Source organism: Stieleria bergensis (genome assembly GCA_007745635.1).
Taxonomy (GTDB): Bacteria; Planctomycetota; Planctomycetia; order Pirellulales; family Pirellulaceae; genus Stieleria; species Stieleria bergensis.
This window is the reverse complement of the sequence record CP036272.1, coordinates 2696458-2718737: the sequence shown is the minus strand read 5'-3', so window position 1 is coordinate 2718737 and position 22280 is coordinate 2696458. Positions and strand designations below refer to the sequence as shown.

Annotated in this window: 19 protein-coding genes and 1 pseudogene; 11 read left to right on the top strand and 9 right to left on the bottom strand. The window is 51.7% G+C overall.

Features of this window, described 5'->3' with window-relative positions; all coding sequences use genetic code 11:
• Positions 1-43: 43 nt before the first annotated feature.
• Together SV7mr_RS09225 and SV7mr_RS09220 are read right to left on the bottom strand one after the other, a co-directional pair.
• The gene (locus SV7mr_RS09225) at positions 44-1150 is read right to left on the bottom strand and encodes a DUF1963 domain-containing protein (RefSeq protein ID WP_145271309.1); all 1107 of its coding nucleotides are present in this window, start codon (positions 1148-1150) and stop codon (positions 44-46) included.
• Positions 1147-1932: a hypothetical protein gene (locus tag SV7mr_RS09220; protein ID WP_145271307.1), complete on the bottom strand. Its 786-nt coding sequence runs from the start codon at positions 1930-1932 to the stop codon at positions 1147-1149. The genes SV7mr_RS09225 and SV7mr_RS09220 overlap by 4 nt, the downstream gene beginning before the upstream one ends.
• 837 nt (positions 1933-2769) lie before the next feature.
• On the opposite strand from SV7mr_RS09220, the gene SV7mr_RS09215 reads away from it, so the two are divergent.
• From SV7mr_RS09215 to SV7mr_RS09185, 7 genes are all read left to right on the top strand, one after another.
• Positions 2770-3051: a hypothetical protein gene (locus SV7mr_RS09215; RefSeq protein ID WP_145271305.1), complete on the top strand. Its 282-nt coding sequence runs from the start codon at positions 2770-2772 to the stop codon at positions 3049-3051.
• Between the two features lie 81 nt (positions 3052-3132).
• Positions 3133-3723, top strand: coding sequence for a zincin-like metallopeptidase domain-containing protein (locus SV7mr_RS09210; RefSeq protein WP_145271303.1), 591 nt, complete (start codon positions 3133-3135; stop codon positions 3721-3723).
• A gap of 79 nt (positions 3724-3802) precedes the next feature.
• The gene (locus SV7mr_RS09205) at positions 3803-4690 is read left to right on the top strand and encodes an ArdC family protein (RefSeq protein ID WP_145271301.1); all 888 of its coding nucleotides are present in this window, start codon (positions 3803-3805) and stop codon (positions 4688-4690) included.
• A 24-nt stretch (positions 4691-4714) separates the two neighbouring features.
• Positions 4715-5656, top strand: a complete 942-nt coding sequence (locus SV7mr_RS09200) for a Holliday junction DNA helicase RuvB C-terminal domain-containing protein (protein ID WP_145271299.1) — start codon at positions 4715-4717, stop codon at positions 5654-5656.
• Positions 5657-5702: 46 nt separating this feature from the next.
• Positions 5703-6185: a helix-turn-helix transcriptional regulator gene (locus SV7mr_RS09195; RefSeq protein ID WP_419188304.1), complete on the top strand. Its 483-nt coding sequence runs from the start codon at positions 5703-5705 to the stop codon at positions 6183-6185.
• Between the two features lie 177 nt (positions 6186-6362).
• A complete protein-coding gene (locus SV7mr_RS09190; protein ID WP_145271297.1) occupies positions 6363-7274 on the top strand; it encodes a tyrosine-type recombinase/integrase in 912 nt (303 codons plus the stop codon).
• Between the two features lie 21 nt (positions 7275-7295).
• Complete coding sequence (locus tag SV7mr_RS09185; protein WP_145271295.1) at positions 7296-7685, top strand: hypothetical protein; 390 nt, start codon at positions 7296-7298, stop codon at positions 7683-7685.
• Between the two features lie 174 nt (positions 7686-7859).
• On the opposite strand, the gene SV7mr_RS09180 is transcribed toward SV7mr_RS09185, so the two are convergent.
• From SV7mr_RS09180 to SV7mr_RS09160, 5 genes are all read right to left on the bottom strand, one after another.
• Positions 7860-8810, bottom strand: coding sequence for a DUF4339 domain-containing protein (locus SV7mr_RS09180; RefSeq protein ID WP_145271293.1), 951 nt, complete (start codon positions 8808-8810; stop codon positions 7860-7862).
• 4 nt (positions 8811-8814) lie between these two features.
• The gene (locus tag SV7mr_RS09175; RefSeq protein ID WP_145271292.1) at positions 8815-9288 is read right to left on the bottom strand and encodes a hypothetical protein; all 474 of its coding nucleotides are present in this window, start codon (positions 9286-9288) and stop codon (positions 8815-8817) included.
• A 3-nt stretch (positions 9289-9291) separates the two neighbouring features.
• Positions 9292-9741, bottom strand: a complete 450-nt coding sequence (locus SV7mr_RS09170) for a hypothetical protein (protein ID WP_145271290.1) — start codon at positions 9739-9741, stop codon at positions 9292-9294.
• A gap of 82 nt (positions 9742-9823) precedes the next feature.
• The gene (locus SV7mr_RS09165) at positions 9824-10333 is read right to left on the bottom strand and encodes a hypothetical protein (RefSeq protein WP_145271288.1); all 510 of its coding nucleotides are present in this window, start codon (positions 10331-10333) and stop codon (positions 9824-9826) included.
• An 11-nt stretch (positions 10334-10344) separates the two neighbouring features.
• Complete coding sequence (locus tag SV7mr_RS09160; RefSeq protein ID WP_145271286.1) at positions 10345-11130, bottom strand: hypothetical protein; 786 nt, start codon at positions 11128-11130, stop codon at positions 10345-10347.
• 208 nt (positions 11131-11338) lie between these two features.
• Here SV7mr_RS09160 and SV7mr_RS09155 point away from each other — a divergent pair, with 208 nt between their 5' ends.
• The 3 genes from SV7mr_RS09155 to SV7mr_RS09145 all read left to right on the top strand — a co-directional run bounded on the left by SV7mr_RS09155 (position 11339) and on the right by SV7mr_RS09145 (position 17398).
• Positions 11339-11917 carry an RNA polymerase sigma factor gene (locus tag SV7mr_RS09155; protein WP_145271284.1) on the top strand — a complete coding sequence of 193 codons (579 nt, stop codon included), beginning with the start codon at positions 11339-11341 and terminating at the stop codon, positions 11915-11917.
• Entirely contained in the window at positions 11914-14586 is a 2673-nt protein-coding gene (locus tag SV7mr_RS09150; RefSeq protein ID WP_145271282.1) for a protein kinase domain-containing protein, read from the top strand. The genes SV7mr_RS09155 and SV7mr_RS09150 overlap by 4 nt, the downstream gene beginning before the upstream one ends.
• 1243 nt (positions 14587-15829) lie before the next feature.
• Complete coding sequence (locus SV7mr_RS09145) at positions 15830-17398, top strand: sulfatase family protein (RefSeq protein WP_145271280.1); 1569 nt, start codon at positions 15830-15832, stop codon at positions 17396-17398.
• Between the two features lie 525 nt (positions 17399-17923).
• Here the strand turns inward: SV7mr_RS09145 and SV7mr_RS09140 are convergent.
• A pseudogene (locus tag SV7mr_RS09140) lies at positions 17924-19011 on the bottom strand (IS3 family transposase); the annotation flags it as partial.
• Between the two features lie 263 nt (positions 19012-19274).
• Between SV7mr_RS09140 and SV7mr_RS09135 the strand changes: the two are divergent.
• Positions 19275-20648: a right-handed parallel beta-helix repeat-containing protein gene (locus SV7mr_RS09135; protein ID WP_145271278.1), complete on the top strand. Its 1374-nt coding sequence runs from the start codon at positions 19275-19277 to the stop codon at positions 20646-20648.
• A 321-nt stretch (positions 20649-20969) separates the two neighbouring features.
• On the opposite strand, the gene SV7mr_RS09130 is transcribed toward SV7mr_RS09135, so the two are convergent.
• The coding region (locus SV7mr_RS09130) for an SGNH/GDSL hydrolase family protein (protein WP_419188303.1) at positions 20970-22280 on the bottom strand (1311 nt) is incomplete at its 5' end.

Sequence of the window (22280 nt, the reverse complement as noted above, 5' to 3'; positions counted from 1 at the left end):
TTGACGCCAACAACGTTCTTCTTGGTACATCATGACTCGAAGCCTAGCCATCGATAATGGCACACCGGTCGAACCGCTGCGACTCAAAATCGTCGTCCGAAACGCTGAAATACAACTGATGTCCATCTGCCCAGCACCATTCCAGAATCTCTTCCGAAGCCACCGTCAGCAGATGCCTGAAACCGTCATCGACAGGATCGTCAGCGGCTACCTGTGGATGTGACCAACCTACAAGATGTGAGCGTTCTTCTCGCTCAGGCATCAGAGCATCGATCACAGCTTCGTATGCATCGCTGTGCTCTCGATTCAACCCCATTGCTTTTGCACGTCTGCACGACGTGAATTGGTCCCAATAATCTCGTTCTAGGTCATAAACGTTGATGTTGGGAAGATCAAGTGTTTCGCTGAACTTGATGACGCATTCGGGTGCGACTCGGTTGTATTCATCAAATGCCTTCGGCGGCTCAAGCCGAGTCAGACCTTCAGCGTCGGGTGAATAGACGACCTGCCAAGCGCCTTCTGCCCCTTCCGCAGCCGGTTGCCCTGTCTCTTCGGGATCATCGAATACGAAGAAGTAGAGCATGCCTTTGTCAGGAAGAGATTGTGCTGCCACGGTTCCTTTCATTTCTTCCAGCCGAATCTGCCCCAAAAACGTGTGGAGCTTTTCTTCATAGGAAGGCCACTCAAATCCATCGAGCACATCAGGCTTGCCGCCATATTTGCTCGTCCCGATTGGCATCTCACCGTCAGCCAATTCTGGTTCTATGATCAGCGCCGGCCGTGCCATCGCAATGATTGATGGTGCAACAGAATCCAGCTTTTGCTCACGGAGTTTTTGTAAAAACGTGATCCCACAAGTCTTCTGCCAGACCATGTCGATAGTCTCGTCGCTGGGCAATGCTCCTTCGCCTTGTTCCCACGCATCTACTACAGCAGCGAGAAACTTCCCCCGTGTTTCATCCACTGAGGTCAACCAGTCGGCGTACTTCCGCATACGTTTCTGATCGCTGAGGTTTGCCACAACTTCCGATAGTTGGTCGAGTTCGCCATCAAGTTTTGCAGCACGGGCTACAGATGATTGGTTTGGCATGGGGCTACTTGGTAATGAAGTTGAGATTTGCAAAGTGAGCAGTTTAGCAAATCCGATCACACGTAGTGCTCCCTCTTCCCAAACCTCCTCTCCATCGTCTTCTTTTCCGAATCCAAAGCCCGCTCAATCTGACCCAAAGCAACATCATCATCACGCTCAGCAAAAAACTCACGAGCCAATTGCTTGATGGCGATGACCATTTGCTTGATCCGGTACGAAGTTGGGCCTCCCAATTCCACGCTCCCGACCAAACCCTTCACTTCGTCACCGTCAAGCTTCGATTTCAATACAGCCGAACCCAACGGACCAAGTCTCGAATGAACGAACTTGGCGAACTCGTCAGTCAAACCCTGATCAACGGTCCCGACAGTCTGGCCAGCTATCTGACTCGAAGGAATGCCGACGCCCTCTTCATCAGAAATCGGGATCGAAGGAATTAGTCGCTGACGATTGTTCTGCTTAGCGACCACGTTTCTGATCGCATTTGCCACACTTACAGAGAATCGTTTTCCGAATGGGATGACCGCTGGATCAAATTCAAATAATGATCCAAGTAGAAGCTGAGAAACGAGGTCGTGCGTGATCTGATTCGCTTGCTGCTCATCCTTGAAGCCAGCAGAGCGAACAGATTTCAGAATGTACCGAGTGAATTGGAAGTTGTCGGCAAGGTCTTCAAGCTGAACCTTTGACTTCCTGTCATTGGTCTGCATGGCCAGCCGTTTGAGTTCAGTTGCGAAGAGTTGATCGTAGGCTTTGTGATTGAGGTCGTAGACGTTTTCGCCAAGAACAAAAAGTTGTTCTTCGAGTCGAAGATGGTGAATGTGATCGATGAATGTGTGCATGAAGGTATGTAGTCGAGACGGCTTGAATTCTTCGCCGGTTCTGAACGCTGAGAATTTCGGCAACTGGTAATTCGACTTACCAATTCGCCCTCCCCATTGCACCGATGGTTTGTTCCGGTACACCACGAAAGGAATGATCCATGAGAGCAACGCTTAAAGAACAATCCGACCGCATTCACGATGGCAGTCTGCTTTTCCACTGCTTCACAAAAAGCGGAGTTCATTACCTCGCATTTCGACGTGGTTCAGGAACCACTGTGATCGACACGAATGGAAACGATTACGGCTCCTGGCTGTCCCAGGAGAGTTTTCTGAAGCATCTCAAACAAGGCGACATCAAGCCAATTGGCGTTATGAGACGGATCAGCATTCGGAGCGAGAGTTCGTCGCAATAGAAATCCTTGAAAACTGAAGCAGTTTCAACTCACAAATCTGGCTTTGGTGGGTATTCAGTCCTTCAGGCCCACCTTTGCCGCTTTGCGGCAAAGGTGGGCTTTCCTCAATCGAGTCCTATTCACCGCCCTCCGTCTCAACCAAGTCGGTTCTTTCCAGCACCAACCAACAAAGGGAGAGAACGAAATGGGATTCACAATTAGGCAGGTCAAATCGAAGGCGGGCGACTGCAAATCAACTCACCGCTGGGCCAGGGTTCGCTGCGATGTGACCGGCGATCTATTTACCTACAGGATCGTCGGGATCGGAACCAAGTTTGTGCGCCTAATGCATCCCGGTCTTGGCACGATCTATCGTGAAAAGCCCAAGAACTTCACAAGAGTTTGGTGAGCTTCGTCCTTCTGCTCATGGCAGTTGTTCATTCGAGCAACACGGAGAACGCACATGATGTCAGAACAATTATTTGACCTTGGCCAGATTGTTGCCACACCCGGCGCATTGGCAGCGCTTGAAGGGACCGATGAAGCCCCAATGGACTTTATCAAGCGGCATGCGTCGGGAGATTGGGGATGCGCCCACGAAGACGACAAAGAACTGAACGACGATGCGATCTGGGACGGAACCAGAATCTTCTCGGTCTACGTCACGAAGAACGATGAGACGCTGTACTGCATCACTGAGGCGGATCGGTCATCGACGTGCCTGCTGCTTGCGGAGGAATACTGAACTTGCTCATTTTGGAGTGTTAAGCTCACAGAATTTCGACGAACTGGTATTCAGTGATTTCCCAGAGGATGGAGTTCGTTCGTGAATACCCGCCAACAGATCATAAACGAATACGTTGCTGCTCTGCAACGAAACGACCTGCCGCCGTGCTATCGAGCGTGGGACATAAAACCCTGGTTCACAGCCGACGATACGGCCAAAGACAGCTACTTCAAAACAGTCGAACCCGTGCCCATCGCTGATGCTCTAATCAAACAGACGGGAGCGAAAGTAGAAACTCGACGATGGGTTGGGCGATGGGAACCAGAGGTTGACACAGTGGTCATTCCAGAGCGATTCCGCTTTTACACAACCGGCCACTTCTACGAGACACTTTTCCGTCTGCTTTCGTATTGGGCTGAACAACGAGTTGGCATCTTTGAGCACCACGAAAATCGTGATTGCCCGTTTTGGAATTTGGTTGCCAGTCTGAATTCATCATTCGTGTGTAATGAGCTTAACATTCCCGCTGGTCAGCCACTTGAAGAGAAAGCGGCATGGCTCCAGAGCTTCTTGGAAGAACGCAGCACCGACACTGATTTGATCAACTACGCAGCCGAAAAAGCGAACGTCATCGCTGACTTCTTGTTGTCGTTTCGTTCACCAGAAAGCAATTCAAAAAGTGACAACTAATTTCGTCCTTCAGCGCATCACAGCAGTCCTTTCTTTCAGTCACGGTAAGCAACTCAAACACGAACTGGAAGAACGAAAGATGCCAACGCAAACCGAGATTCGCCAGGACATCACCAATCGAATCGTTGCCGCTCTTGAACAAGATTTGTTGCCTTGGCGAAAGCCTTGGTCAACGTCGCCGAATGTTGGTCGTGCTGCGAATTTCACTTCGGGCAATAACTACTCAGGCGTCAATCCTTTGTTGCTTGAGCTTCACCGCATGAAGTTCAACTTTCAATCTCGATGGTGGGGAACCTATCGCCAATGGGAAGCCAAAGGCTGCATGGTGAAGCGCCGTCCTGATGGCGTGAAGTCTGGTGAATGGGGTTGTCGGATCGTGTTCGCCAAGCCCGTCACGAAGAAGAAAGAGAAGGACGGCAAGCAACTTGAAGATAAGTTCTTCATGCTCCGCAACTTTACCGTGTTCTCTGCGGACCAAGTCGAAGGCGAGTTTGCTGAATCGCTTAAAGTTCAGGACGAAGAACCGACCGGTACTGTTCCTGATTTTGCTCCAGCAGATGAACTGATTGAAGGCACCGGCGCTGACATTCGGCACGGCGGTGAATCGGCATTCTATCGCCCATCTGATGACTACATCCAAATGCCTAACAAGCATCGTTTTGATCCAATCGGCAGCTACTACGAGTCGCTGTTTCACGAACTTGCGCACTGGAGTGAGTCACGTCTTGGCTGGACCGCATCCTACGCCATGAACGAGCTTGTAGCTGAGATGTCGGCGTCGTTTATTTCGACCGAACTAGGCGTGCCTCAAGGCGAGTCGTTCGAGAATCACGCCGCTTACATCAAGTCGTGGCTCAAAGCCATGAACGATGATCCGTCTTTCATTTTCAAAGCATCAACGCAGGCGTCCAAGGTCGCTGACTACTTGTTGGCGTTTTGTGATACCGCTGTTGTTGCTTCTGTTTGATCAAACCCGAAAGGAACCATTCTGATGGAAACCAATGTTGTGCCAACGCTCGATCATGTGATCGGGCAAAAGAGAGCGGTGGGCGTTTTGCGCACCGCCCTGGACGCTTACTTCAATGAGAGATTGAAGGGCGGTGAAGTCAAAGCATTCCCCCACCTGCTTCTGTCAGGTCCAGGGGGAACAGGGAAGACTTTGCTGAGCGAAATCGTCGCCAGAGAACTTTGTTGCAACTTGCATACGGAACTTGCTCAGAATCTTCATTCGCCACAACAGGTTCATGGATTGCTCATGTTGTTGGAAGCAGGCGACTGCCTGTTTCTCGATGAAATTCACGAACTCTCGCCAACGATTCAAGTTTGTCTGTACCGAGCGTTGGAGGACGGCAAGCTGTTTCTGGGCGGCAACAAGAAGGCCGTTCAACTGCCGCCGTTCTGCTTGATCGGCGCAACGACTCATGAATTCATGCTCGAAACGAGCATGCTGCATCGATTCAAGATTCACTGCCGGTTGACTCACTACGCATCAGACGAACTTGCAAAGGTGATCAGGCAACGTGGAATTCGTCTTGGGTGGTGCTTGTCAGATGAAGCAGCGCACCAGATCGCAAAACGAAGTAGGGGTGTACCCAGGTTGGCCGTTCGCCTTCTCGATTCTGCCCGTCGATGTTCACTTGCCGAAGACTGCGACGAGATCACATCCCGCCATGTCGAACGCATGTGCGAGATCGAGGGAGTTGATCGACTCGGCTTCGATGAAGTCGAGCAGCGTTACTTGCAGCTTCTTCGAGAAGGTCAGGGGCCAGTGCGACTCAATGTTCTGGCAACTCACCTTGGTTTACCCCGTCAAAGCATCGAATGCTTTGAAGCCGACTTCATGCGGCTTGGCTTGATCACCAAGAACGACAAAGGACGGATGCTGACCCCATCGGGTATTGAACACCTGAGTGCTTCTGCCGCTGTTTCGTGATTTCTTTTTGTCCGTACCTGTCCTATTCCTGAAGGATTGATTTTCGATGACCACATCAACTCAAAGTGCAAAGCAAATGAAAGCCGTCGTGTCACTGGCAGAGATGTGTCGCATGCTCGGAATGAGTCGCAGCCATTTTTACTGGCATCTGAAACGCAGCAACTTCCACCAGCCTTTGAAGCTGGCCTCCAACGGTCGCCCGTATTTCACCGCTGAGATGGCGCAGCAGAACATGGATGTCAAAGAGACTGGCATCAATGTCCAAGGCGATTTCGTCATCTTCTACGAGCGACGACCTGAGTCAGAGAAGCGACAAGTTGAATCGAAAACACGCCCACGTAAGCCGACGCCACAACCAACACCAGACTCGCCGTTGGCTGCTGGCCTTCAGTCGCTTGGCATGACTGTTAATTCGGATCAGATCGAATCAGCTTTGATCGCATGCTTTCCGAATGGGACCGACGAAGAAGACGAAGCAAACGTTCTTCGGACAGTGTTTCGCCATCTGAAGCGTGCTGAGATTGCTTGATCACTCAGTGATGATCGGGGCGTGATCGGATCAAGAGCGTTTATATCTGATCCAGAACTGATTGAGAGTTGATCAAGTGTTGCCTGAAGACACAGAAAAGACCGTTCCAGAACTGTCTGATTTCAATCAAAACCCCGTTACTAAGACCGTCAGAATTTACGAAGCATAAGGTGCGTTATGTTGCATTCAAGCGAATCTAAAACCGAACTGGTGGCGACCGAGCAGCCGCCTTCATCCCTCCGGCCACAACAGGCCGACAACGACGCCCATCTCGTTGAGCTTTGGTTGCATGGCCGTGGTGAGAACACGCTCGAAGCATACGAACGAGATGCGGCGCAATTCTTGGACCATGTTGCCAAGCCGCTGCATTCAATCACGCTGAGCGATCTCCAAGGCTTCGCCGACAACCTTTCCGCCCAAGACCTAAAGCCATCGTCGATCTACAGAAAATTGTCGGCAGTCAAGTCGCTGTTTGCCTTCGGCCACCGGCTTGGCTATCTGCTTTTCGACACCGCTCGCCCACTTGTCCTGCCATCGTTTCCCAACGAGTTGGCAGAGCGGATTCTTGAAGAGACTGAAGTGCTGCGGATGATCGCCTTGGAAAACAATCCTCGGAACAAGGCGATCCTGCTCACCTTCTATGCTGGTGGCTTTCGTGTGAGCGAAGTAGCTGCATTGAAATGGAAGCACCTGCAAAGCCGTGATGAAGCTGGTCAAATCACAGTCTTTGCCAAGGGCGGGAAGACCAATTCGGTTTTGATACCAGCGACAGTTTGGAGTCAGTTGGTAGCATTGCATGCTGATGAATCAGGAGAATCGCCCGTCTTCCGCAGCCGCAAGAAAGGCCATCTATCTGAGTGTCAGATTTGGCGGATCGTGCGTAAAGCTGCGGAACGTGCTGGGATCGAGAAGGCCGTTTCGTGTCACTGGCTGCGACATGCCCATGCTTCGCACTCGCTGGATCGTGGAGCACCGATTCATCTTGTTCAGCAAACACTCAACCACTCGTCTGTCGCTACCACATCGAAGTATCTGCATGCCCGCCCCAACGATTCGTCTGGCAACTATCTGCCGTTGGGCGGATCGTAAATGGTTCAAGGAGGAAACCCAATGTCTGCAAGTTCGGATGTACCCAAGAAGCGGTTCAAGATTCGATACAGCGACCTGCTAATTGACGGGATTCACATCGAATGCATTACGTGGCGGCTTCGGTTTGCGGTGCAGGTCGGCGAGCAGAATCGAGATGACAAGAGCATGACTCAGAGACAACTTGTGAAGCCAGACGATGAGTTGATCGATTCATTGTCTCAGATCGGAATTGAAGCGCATCCTGTTCGAGAGGGTCTGATGCTCGAAGCACTGGCCGAGTTGAAGCATGGTCCTGCGGGGCTAGGTTTACTATTGGATGCTCACTTGGAGTCGAATAGGATGACGGAGGACAAAGGCCCAGCACCAACCACAGTGCTTCAGAAGTCGATGGTGTTGTTCACTACAACTTGAGGATTCAACGGAAACCGATCAACAAATAGAACAGTGGTTTCTGTAAATCAAATGGTCATTAGCCGCTCAACGGCCTTTTCGCCCTTCTGATAAGGGCAGTCGAGCTTGAGGCCACTGTGATCGTCGGGCGCATGCACAATGCACAATGCACAATGCGCCAATGCGTTACCCGCTTCACTTTCTCCGGTAATGAACTGTCTCAGACGGCCAAGCCAATACCAATTCCTGTTCGTTTAAGGCGATGACTCGCACCACCAACGGCTCCGCATTGTCATGCATGAGGTTCAGGACCATTTCCTTGTGAAGGAATTCTCCCTTCGCCGTGAAGTTGTCGCTACGATGAACGCCAACGGAATCTTTTCCGCCACGAAAAGCTTGGTTGGGATCATCGGCGGTAATAAGCACGTCAGCATGATCTTCATCGGCTGCTTCCCAGCTTCCGCACAGCAATCGAATCCTCGCTTGCTCACGCAGTCCCCCCAGGCCGAGAGTCCAGTCCGCAGCCTGCTTTGCTGACTCAAGTACCTTTCTTTTATCGACGGAAGCCACTTTTCTGTAAACCGTCGTTCCCTGACTTGATTCAAGCACCAATTGCTTTGGCGTTAACGAAAGCACCTTCAACGTCCCTATTTCAGGATTACTGAGCATCGTGATTGTCAGTCCCTTTGGGTCGAATTCGCAAGCTCCCATAATCCCATCACTTTTAATTAGCGTGTACCGATTGCTTCGGAGACCAGGACTTTCGGCGACGAATTGCAGCGATGTAGCTCCATCATTCGCTTCCCAATTCCCACCTAGCCAGATCATCCGTTGCTGTTGCTCAATCTTGCCTGGGCCGACTCTCTCGCTTATCCAGCCGAGTGCCTTTTTGGCTCCACCCGCAGCTTGAGCGACGGACTTGGCGGCGTTGTTGCCAAGTTGGTCAACATTAACTGCTGGCTCGCCGGACAACCGATCAGGAAACAGTCCTTTCACTTTCGACGCTTTTGCCCACTCACTCATCCCTTCCTTCCAAACAAAATCAGTAGGTAATAGCTGGCCAGATTGAGCCAACTGTTTAAGTTGGTTCGACGTGACCGGACCTTGTTGCTGCCCATTTCGACCGTAGTACCATTCGCTTGCCATTATTTCACCTATTCAATACTCGCTGCCATAAACGCTCTGGTGGATTGTCCGTATCCAATGCAACTTCATTCCAGATTTGTCTTGCGGTCTCTGAAGAGAACGAAATCTTCAGGTTCCATTCACTTCTGGCCCGCAGGCACCAGTCTCGTGCTTCGCCAGGGTCACCGTATTCAGCTTCAAACTCAATGACTCGCCGATACGCCACGCCAAGCTCATCACCCAGGTAGCTACTTCCGTCCTGTTTCAAGATGAGTTTGTATCGGGCAACGGCTTCCGATGTCCTCTCTGCCGCCCACAACGAATGAGCTTCTTCGATTGCTTCTACATGGGGCGCAGCAGCTAGCTCATATTCTCGACGCTGCTTTTCCATGTGCTCATCCCAAGGATTTGCGTCATCCTTGTTGAAGAACGAATAAACACTGAGGATGATCACCGAGAGCACAAGCACGGCGACTACTGCGATTCGAGTGTCTCCCATTTCCTAATTCCCGCCCAAGTGTTTGATTGCTCGGTTTCGCAGGTAGACTGCTATCGGGAAGAACACAATAGAGAACAGGAACAATAGGAAGCGGGCCATGAAGTCGCCTTGGGATCGGGACGAATCACCAATGGCGAGCATGCCGACGAAAGTCAGGAGCAGTCCAGAAGCCCCGGCAATAGCGACTTGAAATCCGTAAACGCCAAGTGGAGACATCGTTCGGGATGCGCCACCAGAAAACGCTATCTTCAGCCCTTTTGCTGTAACCCAAAACCCGCATACAGTAAATGCAGGGACTAAGAACAGTGTGAGTCGAGGGACAATCAATCCAACAAGCACCATTACTGCTGCTGTAGACATCAGAACCAGCAAAGCCATTGGAATGGGTTTCACAACATCGTCATAGTTTTCGCTATTGGTCTCAACGGACAACGACGGAGCGTGACTTGGCATCGGAGGCGGTCCAGCGGGCTGGCTGGATGTGGGCATTGGGTTTCTTGGTGGTTGCCCAGGCATAGGCGGTGGCCCTGGCTTATCACTCATCGTTGTTTAGCTCCTGTTCAAGTAAGGATTGCAATTCAATTTCTTCGAGTCCGCTGACCTGATTCGCTGGCTTCAAGGTTTCATCAACCTCGTGGAAGATGGTTGCGACTTCGTTAAGTTCTTCATTACTGAGTTTGCCGTATTCGACTGTTCGCTCACGATCATCACGCCGCAGAATTGATTCCACACGGACGATTGCAGCGTCGAGAGAATCGACAGTTGCTTTCAATGACTTCTGTTCTTTGATGACCTGCTTCAGTTCTCTTGCATGAACTGTCCAATGAGGAATTGAACGCAAGTCATCGATTGATTCGATTCCGTCTGACCGGAGCCGATGCATGATCTGATTGCGCTCCTTTTCAAGGCGACTGATCGTTAAGACGATCTTGTCTCGCTTGAATTTCAGTTCTCCAAGTCGCTGCCGGTAGCTCGGTGGTGCATGAGATGGCTGTTTCGTTTCAGCCCCACCGCAACCGACAACTGACAGAAGAAGGACTCCCACCAGAATTCGCATCAATTCGCCCCAAGAATCGCATCGATCTCAGCGAGCTTGTCCTCAGTCCCTCTGGTCGCATTGATGAACGAGTCCACAGAATCGATTTGCTCCATCGCCGAAACTTCGTCCCACTTTTCATCTTCTGACAACAGGCTCGCCTCGACATCGGCGTATAGGTCAGCAACCTTGTCTTCGAGGTCTGCCACGTTGTCAGCAAGTGTGGCTTCGCTGTCGCCAATCGAGGAGGAAGCATCTTGCATGGCTTTGAGTGCCAAAGACTTCGCATCGATCTCTGCTAGAGTCGCCTCAAGCTCGGACAAGCTCTTTTGGTATCGCTGTTGCTTCTGAGCAAGGGTTGCTTCGACTTTTGCGAGGCTCGTCTTTGATGACTGGAAGCCTTTGACTTGCGTTTCAAGCGACTTTCGCCGTGAGAGAATTTCGGTGGCAAGTTCCTTTAGCTCGACGGGTGAATAGGACTTGCCTCCAGCGGCGTAGGCTTCACCGCTGGCCAACGGATCACGAATCTTGCTGAGCGTATCGTCGATCTCTGACATGCGATCTTCGATAGGCTGAATCTTGCGATCAATCTGATCAACTTTGACCTTTGCTTTAATCTTGGCCTGTCGAATTCCGTCGATGCCCTTCTTGAGAGCAGTTACGGACTGGTTGATTTCCTCTCGCTTGACATCCAGTTCACCGAGCATGGAGTCAATCTTTTCGAGGGCTTTTTTCTTTGCGACTTCGAGACGTGAGCCGCAGCCCACGATAGAAACGGCACACAGCAAAACGATCAGGTATCTCACAACGACATCTCCCAAAATGCAGGTTTGTTTTTGGTTCCACAAATCTCTCTCCGAGCAAAGAACCATTGAGGGGCCAACGAAAGTTGAAAATTATTCCTGGCCCCTGATTCGCCCGCTGATCGGATAGAGGAATGCACAGGAAACTCAGCATTTCATCGGAGACTTGCCTTGCTTTTTGAACAAAACGCTGCCGGTTACGATGGTGGTCATGAACCCTGGCCACACCACCAAGCTGAACGACTTGCTCACCTTGTTAAGGCAGGGAGACACGGATGCGGTGCGCACCGAACTGATCGAGCATTCGTGTCAGCGTCTTCGCCTGCTGGCCGCAAAGATGCTCAATCGATATCCGATGGTCCGTCGCTGGGAACAAACCGACGACGTGTTCGTGGAACTTGCCACTCGGCTGCATCAAACCCTGGAAGATGTAAGACCGGAATCAGCGAGGCACTTTTACAACTTGGCAGGACAGAAGGTCCGCTGGGTGCTCATCGAGATGGCTCGTCGGCACTACGGCCCGCTTGGTGTCGGTCGCAACCACGACACTGGCGAGCAAGCAGAAACGTCGTCCCAACCGAGGAACGTGTCCGAGTGGGTCGCTTTTCACGAAGCTGTAGAGAATCTTCCCGACGAAGCGAGAGAAGTATTCAACCTGACTTGGTACGAAGGTCTTTCGCAGGACGAGATCGGCGAAGTGCTTGGCTTGAGCGTGCGAACAGTCAAGCGTCGTTGGCAGGCTGCACGCTGCCAACTGTACGAAGCTCTTGATGGGGAGCCACCGTCATGAGCGTTGAAGATGAGACTCAGTTAGCTGAACTGCTTGATCTTTGGGAGTCAAAATACGAGGAAGGTACGGACGTATCTGTTGCCGAACTTGCCGCAAACTACCCACAATTGAAAGAGACGCTCGAAAAGAGAATCAAAGCACTCAAGGCAACTGCATGGCTCAATGAGCCTGTCGAAAAGGAAGATACACGTCAATGCCCAGAAGATTACGGACTGCCGGAGAAGCTTGGACGATACGAACTTCAGTCCCTCATTGGCTCAGGCGGTTTTGGTCAAGTCTGGAAAGCGTTTGACTCTGAGCTTCACCGATCAGTTGCGATCAAGGTTCCGCATCCTGATCGGATTGGCTCAGATCAAGACGCTGAGAGATTTGTTCAGGAAGCACGCAGAGTTGCGCAACTGAGTCATGTTGGCATTGTTCCGGTTCACGACGTTGGGCGACAAAACAACGTTGTTTTTATTGTCAGCGAATTCATTGACGGAAAGAGCCTTCTCGAACTGCTTCACGAAGGCAGTGCCTCAGAAGAAAAGGCAGTCAACATTGTCCGTAGTGTTGCCTTGGCGCTCGACCATGCCCATGAAAAAGGTTTCATCCACCGAGACATCAAACCAGCAAACATACTGATTGCGAATGATGGCACCCCGAAGCTCGCAGACTTCGGTATTTCCATTTCGACGGATGATGAGTCCAATCAGCTAGGAACTCTGGCATTCATGCCGCCAGAGCAACTCAGAGGGGAGAAAGTTGATTCACGATCTGACATCTACAGTCTGGGCGCCGTCCTTTGTCAATTGCTCACTGGCAAATTGCCCAGAACCGAGACAACGCCAAGCCAACTTCGTCAATCGTTTTCTGATGATCCAGTTGCGACCATTCCAGGCTCAGTGGCATCATCGCTGAGAGGAGTTCTTGCAAAGAGCCTTCACGTTGATCCTTCGCAGCGATTTTCGTCTGCGAGTGAATTTGCGGAAGCCCTGTCAAAAAAGAAGCAGTCAGGACTGTTTGGTGTTTCGATTGTCACCGGATTAGTGCTGCTGGCTGCGCTGGGCGGCTTGCTTCCACAACTTTGGCCAGACAAATCAACCTCGAACCAACCCGATGAAATTACTTCTCGCCCCGATGAAATCGAAGGTGTTGATAAATCTGAGTATCCCGTTGGTATCGAACTCTTGACCCAGCATGAGAGTGCAATCGTTTCGCTCACTGCTTTGCAAGACGGTCGTGTCGTTTCAACAGACGGTTTTACTGTTTCGATTTCATCGCAGGCGGACACTGCAAAGCAAATCGATACAGATTCAAATGCAACGTGTTTGTCTGAGATTGGTGAGAACGTCGCAATTGGGACAGAATCGGGAGCCATCGAACTGTGGGATGTTGCAAGCGGAATTCCAACCAAAGCAGAAACACTAACTTCGCTCGTCAGTCCCGTAACAGCCATCGCCGGAAACGCTGACTACATTGTCGCTGCGTCAGACAATGGCGAAGTCGTGGTCTACATCATGACAACAGAATCGGCTATAGCGGTTCGGCTCCACGCAGCACCAGGAAGAGTTCAGTCGATCCAATTCACAGATCAAAACGAGTTCTCGATCTTGATCGGTAGCAATGGAGAACAGCCTGCTACGTTTCGGTCTTATCGATTTGACTCCTCGTCAGGCGAACTTCATCCAACAAGTAATACGCCGCTTGATCAGGCAGCGAACGTAACGTCGATGGCGTTTTCCGACGATGGACAATATCTAACTGCCGCCTGTCGAAGTCGTGGAGTCGCAGTCTGGCGACTTACCGACGACGGACAGCGTTTGATGGCGGAAGGAGAGTTTGCTAAGCACACGGCTAATGTCACTTCACTGAGTTTTGTTGACGGCCAACACATGGTCTCCGCTGACGCTGATGGACGTTTGAGATTTTGGAGCATTTCAGATCAGCGAGAGATTGATCGAGTTTTCGGACTGAAGCCTGTCACCGTAACGACGGTTTCCGGTGGTACAGTTTTCATCGGTACTGAAGATGGTGAGATTTTTAGTTGGAAAGTTGCTGAGCCTGTGACAACTTCCGAACCTGAACCTGGGAGCCTCCGCTTGTTCGACGGGAAAAGCTTTGCTGGCTGGAAATTGGGCGAAGGCTGCAAATTTCCTTTGCATGAAGCTGCCTCGATTCAGCCAGACGGTGTCCTTCGTGTTCATCACAAACCAGAAATGAAGCGAAACGACTCAGTGCTTTGGTACGAGTCCGAGTTCGATGACTTCCGACTCAGGTTACAATGGCGACAACTGGACAAGACGAAAGAGGTTGGCAAAGGAACTGGTGTCCTCGTTCGTGCCAATCGGCTGAAGACAGGAATCGAAGTAGGCATTGGCTCTGTGGTTGCCACGGGAGCATTCTTTGTACCCAAAAGTTGCCGCCTGGACACGCCACCAGAGAAAGTCAGCCCGCATGTTTCCGAAATGCGTTGGGCAAAGAAGTACACGTCCAGACCAGTTGGCGAATGGAATCACATGACCATCGTATGCGAGCGGGACACAATCACCGTCGAGTGCAACGGTGTGATGGTCAATCGTGGCGAAAATTGCAGCGAGCGACTGGGGCGGATTGGAATCTTGCTTCAGGGTTCTGAATACGAATTCCGAAACGTCGAAATCACGCCACATGCTGAATCTGAGAACTGAAAGCCTGTTGCAGAGTTTCTTTTTCCGAAACCAACTTCAATTCCCTCAAGGGAATTCGGAAATTGGGGGCCTGTCACCACACATCTACGCTTTTGTTTTTCATTCAGGAGTCCCAGAAAAAATCCCGGCAGAAATTTCTCCGTAGCTAGGTTGCACGGCTTCGGGAGGCATCTTGGTCAATGGACGGAATCAACGGAAACCGATTTGAGGATTCCTCAAAAATGTACGGTTTTGGCCACCTTTAAGACAGGAATAAGACATACGAGAGCGGAAGTCAGAATCGCCGTAAACCATTGCCCCCAAACAAGAAACGTGCGTTATAAAGGGTTTTCGGTGACTCCTCGAACCAACCTACGGAACCGAAGGTTAGAGGTTCGAATCCTCTGGGGTGTACTCTCTCTCACCAGCGAACCGGGCCAGCCCCGCAAGTTCGCTCTCTGCCAATTTCTGGCCGGTCAAGAAAAGACCCACAAAAACCCCGTGTTCTAGCTGTGTTCCCGCGCACACCCACCAAACACCACTCTCGCGCGAGTCTGCATTGCACGCCTGCAACCACCCAACTCCATCCCCACCACCCCAAAACTATCCAACTCTCGCGCCACCCAACGCCCACAAGTTACCATGCCGGTTGCTCCCACCCCACCAAACGCAACCCACCTGCGAAGTGCAACTATCGCATTCACCGATGCAAGGCAGCAAGACGGCATTTAGACGCCAAGGTTGTGAAACAGACATCTTCCTCACCTCGGTGACTCGTCTCTTTGCAAACAGTTATTGGTTCGTTGCGGCCTGAAAAGCTTGATCACTGAATCCTTCACTCCCTGTCTTGGCACTCGCTCCAGTAAACTCGATGATCAGGATATTGCGGGTGTTTAGATGGCCATCTCACCGGCCGAAATACGCTACTTGGCAAATGCGTTGAGACGCTTTTTTCGGCTCGACCAAGAATCGGAGATTTCGACAATGACGCTAGAAGTCACCGCGGAAGATCCGGAGTGCGTCTCCCACGCGAAGCTGCAGCGTGGCGAGCAGCGGATATAATTGGAGTTAAGGACTCGCGAGGGTGATCAGAGTTTCGCGTGCTACGCCTACCTTTAGCCGGTTGCGTAGTACGATATCCATTCGCCGTTTCTTATTCGAGTGGTTCATGGCTGAGTAGGTCGAAGAGCAGCAGACTCAACGCGAACTTAATCGATGACGTTAAAGATACCTTTCAGCCGCATCAGGACAGGCGTACACCTCAATGACCAATCCGCACAGAACCACTCATCTTCTATTCGCAGTATCGTTGATCGTCCTGCTCGCCATTATCACCAACGGCTCTTCGTCCGCAGACGAATCACGCCCGAATGTTCTGGTGATTGTCGCTGATGACCTCGGTTACGCCGACATGAGTTTTCTGCGGAAGTCTCCGCAGGATGTGAAGACTCCGGGCATCGATCGACTAGCGAAGGAGGGTACGTATTTCACGAATGCCTATTCCACCAGTCCAATCTGCAGCCCTTCACGTTGTGGTTTGATCACCGGTCGTTATCAGCAGCGATGGGGTAATTACTGGTACGGTCAGGGTGGCCTTCCGAACGAGGAAACGACGCTGCCTCAGGTGCTGAAGATGCTCGGCTATTTCACGAAAAAAATTGGCAAAACGCATCTCAACGGCGGCCCGGCCGAACACCCGCTGGATCATGGCTTCGAAGAGCACATCGGTTTTCGGCATCACACCTGGGATTACATTCGCCTGAGCACTCAAGACCTGAAAGCCTATCGCGAGCGCTCGGGCGGAAAGAGTCTGGGTATCCTCAACGTGGGTCCGCTGGAACGTGGTCGAGGCGAAGTTGCTTCGTACGACGATGGATTCACGACGGAAATCTTCACAGACGAAGCGATCAAAACGATTGAAGCCAGCGCGGGGTCGGACAATCCATTTTTCATCGAGCTGGAATACAACGCGGTCCACATGCCGACCTACATCGCGGACCCCGCCTACGCAAAGAAGGCCGGTTACGATCAACCGGACTGGGACCGCAACGCTGACAAGTGGGAATTCCCGTTCTGGGATCCGCGCGATATCGCATGGGCAGCGTGGCACAAAAAGTGGGGCCATCTGGAAGCCGTCGACCCGCTCGGCCGCAAGCGTTATCTCGCCAATCTGATGGCACTGGATGACAGCGTCACCCGCCTGCTTAACAAGCTGGACGAGACGCAGCAGCGGGACAACACCATCGTCGTCTTTCTTTCAGACAACGGCGGGACCATCAATACGTACTCCAACAACACTCCCCTGAGAGGCTTCAAATACATGTTCGGCGAAGGCGGCGTGCGGATTCCGCTGATCGTCTCATGGCGTGGAAAGCTGCCGGAGGGAACGACCTGTTCGCGACTCACTTCGGCGATGGATGTCTTTCCGACGGTTGTCGATCTTGCAGGCGGAGAGGTCCCAGACAACCTGGACGGCCGCAGCCTGAAAGGCCGCCTACACTCGCCCGACAAAGATCATGGTCATGGCCACCTCTGCTGGGCCGACGGAAAAGGAACGTGGAGCATTCGTCAGGGCGACTGGAAGCTGATTAACTCCGAGGGCTGGACTCACAGCAACTATCGACTCCAGTCAGACAACACGGCCGTGCCCGCAGGCAACGTGACTTATCCGGCCGGGCGGCTCCTGTTTAATCTGAAGGACGACATCGGCGAGACCACAGACGTTGCTAGCGATCATCCCAACCGCGTGAAGAACATGACGGCACTGTATGAGCAGTGGCAAAGCCAGATGGGGAAACCGCGTCGCGGGACTGCGAAGTACAAGAATAAATAGAAGACTTATTCCGGCACATCATTGCCGGACTCAACATCAGTGTGGCTCACCAGACATCGATCTAACCGTGAGGTCCCAAAAGTCGAACGAGCTTTTGGATTGAGAATCTGTGTGCTTTGAGGTGATTCCGATGGCTTGATCTCGGCCGAGGTGGTGGTCGGCGGGTGGCGGTTTTGGCTCGAATTGGAGCTTACTGGCACTGATTGCGCAGCGGTGAACTTACCGGCTCTGGCCCGGTTGTTCGAAACATTTTCGGGAAAGCAGGTTAAGCTGCGCGGCAATAGAAACGAACAACGGCGCCAAGCTTTTCGTTAAGGACATCGTTTTCAGTACCCAGGAAATCGATGGCTTCTTGCTGTTGCCGATTTACCAAACCGTCAAGCAACATGGCAAGCTGGAATGCCCCCGAAACTTGGTCCAGGGTTATGAAGGTAGGGATTGGGTTACTGAATCACATTCGTTGTGCCGCTTCGACGTAAGGAGCGCAGCGACTGGAGTTGAAGCGGCACAACGGGTCGCGAACTCCGCAGGAGTAAGCCCGCTCAGCGAGCTGTGGGGACGTCGATGGTTGTACGTCGATCTCCATTGCCCGATTACCTGTTGCGCTTCGGCAAGCGTGCTGAACGCTTCGCAGGACAAGCACTCGTCACGAAACCGGCTGTGGAAGCTCTCGACATAGCCGTTCTCCCAGGGGCTACCTGGTTCAATGAACGATGTGCCGACATCAATGCGTCCAAGGAAATCGCGGACGCGGCGACTGATGAACTCTGGTCCGTTGTCACTTCGGATAAATGCCGGAATGCCTCGAATTGCAAACACATCCACTAGAAGGGCAACCAAGTCATCGCCGGTGAACCGGCGTGAGACCTCCAAGGCGATGCATTCTCGTGAGTACTCATCGATCAACGAAAGGATCTTCACTGACCGCCCATTGATTGTTCGATCAAAGATAAAGTCAATCGACCAAACGTGATTGATGCGTTCGGCGCGGCGACGGCAGATCCCTCCTGAAACGCTTCCAAGCCTGCGTTTCTTCGTCTTTCTTCGTGGCACTCGAAGACCTTCTCGTTTCCAAAGCCGATAGATTCGTTTGTAATTCACTGTCCATCCTTCGCGGCGTAACATCCGCGTGATCATCCGGTAGCCGTAGCGGGGGAATTCTCGAACCAGTTCGTAAATGCGGCGAAGCAATCGCTCTTCGTCGCTCTTGGATTTCGCTTGGTACCGATGAGTACTCCGCGGTTGGCCAAGCGTTTTGCATGCCCGACGTTCTGACACTGCAAAGGATTTCTGAGCCTTTGCAACAGCCTCACGTCGTCGCGTCGGGCTCAGAAGTTTCCCTCTGCAGCCATCTTGAGGATCTTCTTGTCTAGCTCGGCCTCGGCGAGAAGCTCTTTGAGTCGTTGATTCTCGACTTCAAGCTCACGAAGTCGTTTTGCTTCATCCGACTTCATTCCGCCATACAGTTTCTTCCAACGCTCCCAGGTCGTTACGCTGATTTCAAGCGTTTGAAACACCTCGGCCTCTGTCTTGCCCGCCGCCATCATCGCATCGCCTTCTTGAATCGCCTTCACGATCTGCTCGGGTTTCCGTCGTTTGCGTTTCTTAGTCATAAAAAGTCTCCTTTGGCCAGCTCGGCCGGTAAACCTTCATAACAGATGGATTAGTTTTTGGGGAGCACGCCAAAGCAGTTGCCAGGGTTGCAGAACAAATTCCATCAGCGTCTCAGCAGTCAGACAAATCCAATACAATCATTTGAGTTTTTGCCCCCACGGGTTTGGATTGAAACGTTGTCCCCCCGTTTCCTCTCATCCCAGCGATTAGAGTATCGATCGACATTGTTATCGGATTCTTCGTGATTCAGACGATACGTAACATGAAGCACTTTACATCACTCATGCCCTTGTTTTGTTTCGTACTAGTCGCATATTGCACTGGTGCTGATTATTACATCGATTCGGTTAACGGATCCGACAACAATGACGGGCTCTCAATACACAATGCGTGGAAGTCGCATACGAAAGTGGAATCAGCATCACTGACGCCGGGAGATGTAATCCACTTCAAGAAGGGTTCTGCCTTCTCCGGCAACATTCGTATCAGTGTATCCGGCACAGCTGCAAAGCCGATACGGCTAACTTCTTACGGGACGGGCGAGCTGCCCAAGTTTACCAATCCCACGACCCGTGATGCCAGCGGCAATGCGATTACCCTGGGGGGCGACTACATCATCGTGGAACACCTGCATTTTCACGACACCCCGGGGGAGCACGTATCGGGGACGCTCATCATGACGAAACTGGCCGCACTCCGCATTGAACACGGTGCGAATCATTGCGTTATCAGAAACAATGAATTCATCAAAACCGGCCAGGGCATCATGTCAGCTGGCGAGCATGCCTTGATAACTAGGAATTATCTGGATGGACCGAGTTACGCATTGTGGCGAACGTCGAAAAGCAGCTGGGGACCGATGGGGATACACTTAAACATCGGCAACCAGGAAGTCTCGTACAACACCATTAAAAACTTTGGAACCAAAGACAGCCCATGGGGGTCAGACGGCGGTGCCATCGAAATCGATTGCGGCAGATTTCATAAGAAAAACATCTACATTCATCACAACTATTCAGAAGGGAATGCTGGGTTCATTGAATCCAGCTGGGATTACGATTGGCCGCGATATCGACAGGAAATCTATAACTGGAGAGTGTCCTTCAACGTGTGCTACGATGGACAATCATGGCTGTTCATGTTGGCCCCATGTAATGGCGTCTATTTTGATAACAATACAATCGCCAGATACAACGGATTCGGTAGAGCCCAGAATGCCTGCGTACGGATTGATGTTCGGGGAGGGAACCCTGTCGGCAAGCCTTCTGGAGCCCATTTCAGGAACAATCTGTTTATCTATTCGTCCTCTCCTTTTACCGGCAATCGATCGGGCGGCGCCCTGAAAACAGCTAACTGGTACTCAAAGTATCAATCCGCCAGCGCAAAATATCAGGGTGACAGCAATCAGGCAGGAAGCGGCGATCCGGGCCTTGTCGATCTCGACAAACAAGATTATCACCTCAAAGCGGATAGCCCATTGCGCGGTAAAGGAATCAACCTAAGCGAGTTCTATCAATCGGACTTCGACGGTCGTCCGTTGCCTAAGAATGGCAACTGGGATATCGGCGCGATCCAATACGACCCGACGATGCCGACCAAAGCATTGCAGCCGCACCGGCGAAATGCTTCTCCTTGAGCTCGTAAGGTCAAAAGAGTCGATTGAACTGTGCGACTGAGGATTGCAGAGCTTAATGGTGGCTCCGAGGGCTTGGTCTCGGCCGCCGTTGTGTTCGGACAGCGGCGGCATTGGCTTGAATGGACGCTTGCTGGCCTTGACTGCGCAGCAATCAACTTGGCGGCTCCGGGTGGAACAAGAAATCACTGTCTAGAAAGCAACTCAGCCCGAGCGGCAACAAAGACAGACGGGCACCAAGCCTCCCATCGCTGATACCTCGTAAGCACTCAGGACTTCATCAACAGAAGAAGATCAGTACTCAGTAGTCCAAACGTGAAAAGGCTATTTGATTTTCAGCTTCCGCACGGAAGGAATGTTGGCACCAGTAGAAGCGGCAGGATCCCGCTTCTCATTGGGGCTGGTGAGCTTGACGTTGTCGATGTCGATGGTACCTTCGTTGGCGATGATGCGGAGAATGATTTGCCAGACGTCGTGCGACTGGTCGCCGGTCGGGGCAGGTGACTGCACGCTTACGCTGTGCTCCAGCCATTGTGCGCCCGCCTGGATCTTAAAGTCCTTTGCGGAATCCTTGATTTCGTTGCGGTACTGTTGGTCGCGAAATTCAACTCGAATCGTTGCTTGACACTTGTCTGCTGATCGAAGTTGGAAGTGAAACGTACACCGCTGAGCCGAATGGGCTGGATTCGGTTGGTGCGTTTCGCTCCCTTCTGGGATTCGTAAGAACCATTCCCCTGCTGGACTTTGCTCTGGTGAGTGCACTCGGGTGATTCCATCTTGGAAATATCGCCAGCCAAATCCACCCAAGGGAGCGACTTGTTCAAAGCTGCCGTTGGCTACATCGCCGTCCTTGCCATAGCCATCGACGACGTCCATTTCTCGCACTGGTTTCCAGTCGGGATTGATTGTTGAAAGATGATCGCAAAGCACTCTGGCCATGCCTGCGTGGTCGTATTCGCAGCCATGCCACTCATTAAACCGCCAAGGGAAAACAACACGCGACATATTCTTGTCAGCGAGTTTATTCACGACTTCCAGTGTATAGTTGGCTGGTTCGTCTCGGTCCCAACCAAAGCCGTTCATGACAACAATGTGTGCATGAGGGTAAGCTTGCCGAATAGCTGACAATAAGGTCAGGTAGTCATTGATGATGCTTGTCTTGTCACTTGGGCCAACATTGTTCGCTCCAATGTTGACGACACAGATATCAACAGGGAACTTAGTAAACTGCCATTTGGGTTCGTCGTGATAAAAGTCTAGCTTGTCGTAGAACGATAGGACCGAATTGGCGCGGCCCAGTATCCTTGCGCCTCCAACCGAAACGTTCTGGTATTCAGCATCCAGCATGCGGGCAGTGATACCCGCACAAGTGAAGTGGCAGCCTGTAAATTCAAGGCCGCCATTGTTCTTTTCATGCTCCAACGAATGCCCCACAAGATTGGAGTCACCGTAGAACTGGATTTTCAGTCTGCGTTCCGGTCGCTGAGTAGGCACTAACTTACCATCGGTAACAGAAAGTCTCTCTAGGTACATTCTGCTTTCGCCGCCATAGGTTTCCTTCACCACTTCGACACAATGCAGGCCAGTGGTGAGGTTGGCAACAAGCTGATATCTTCGGCGGCCCGGTTCGAGCTT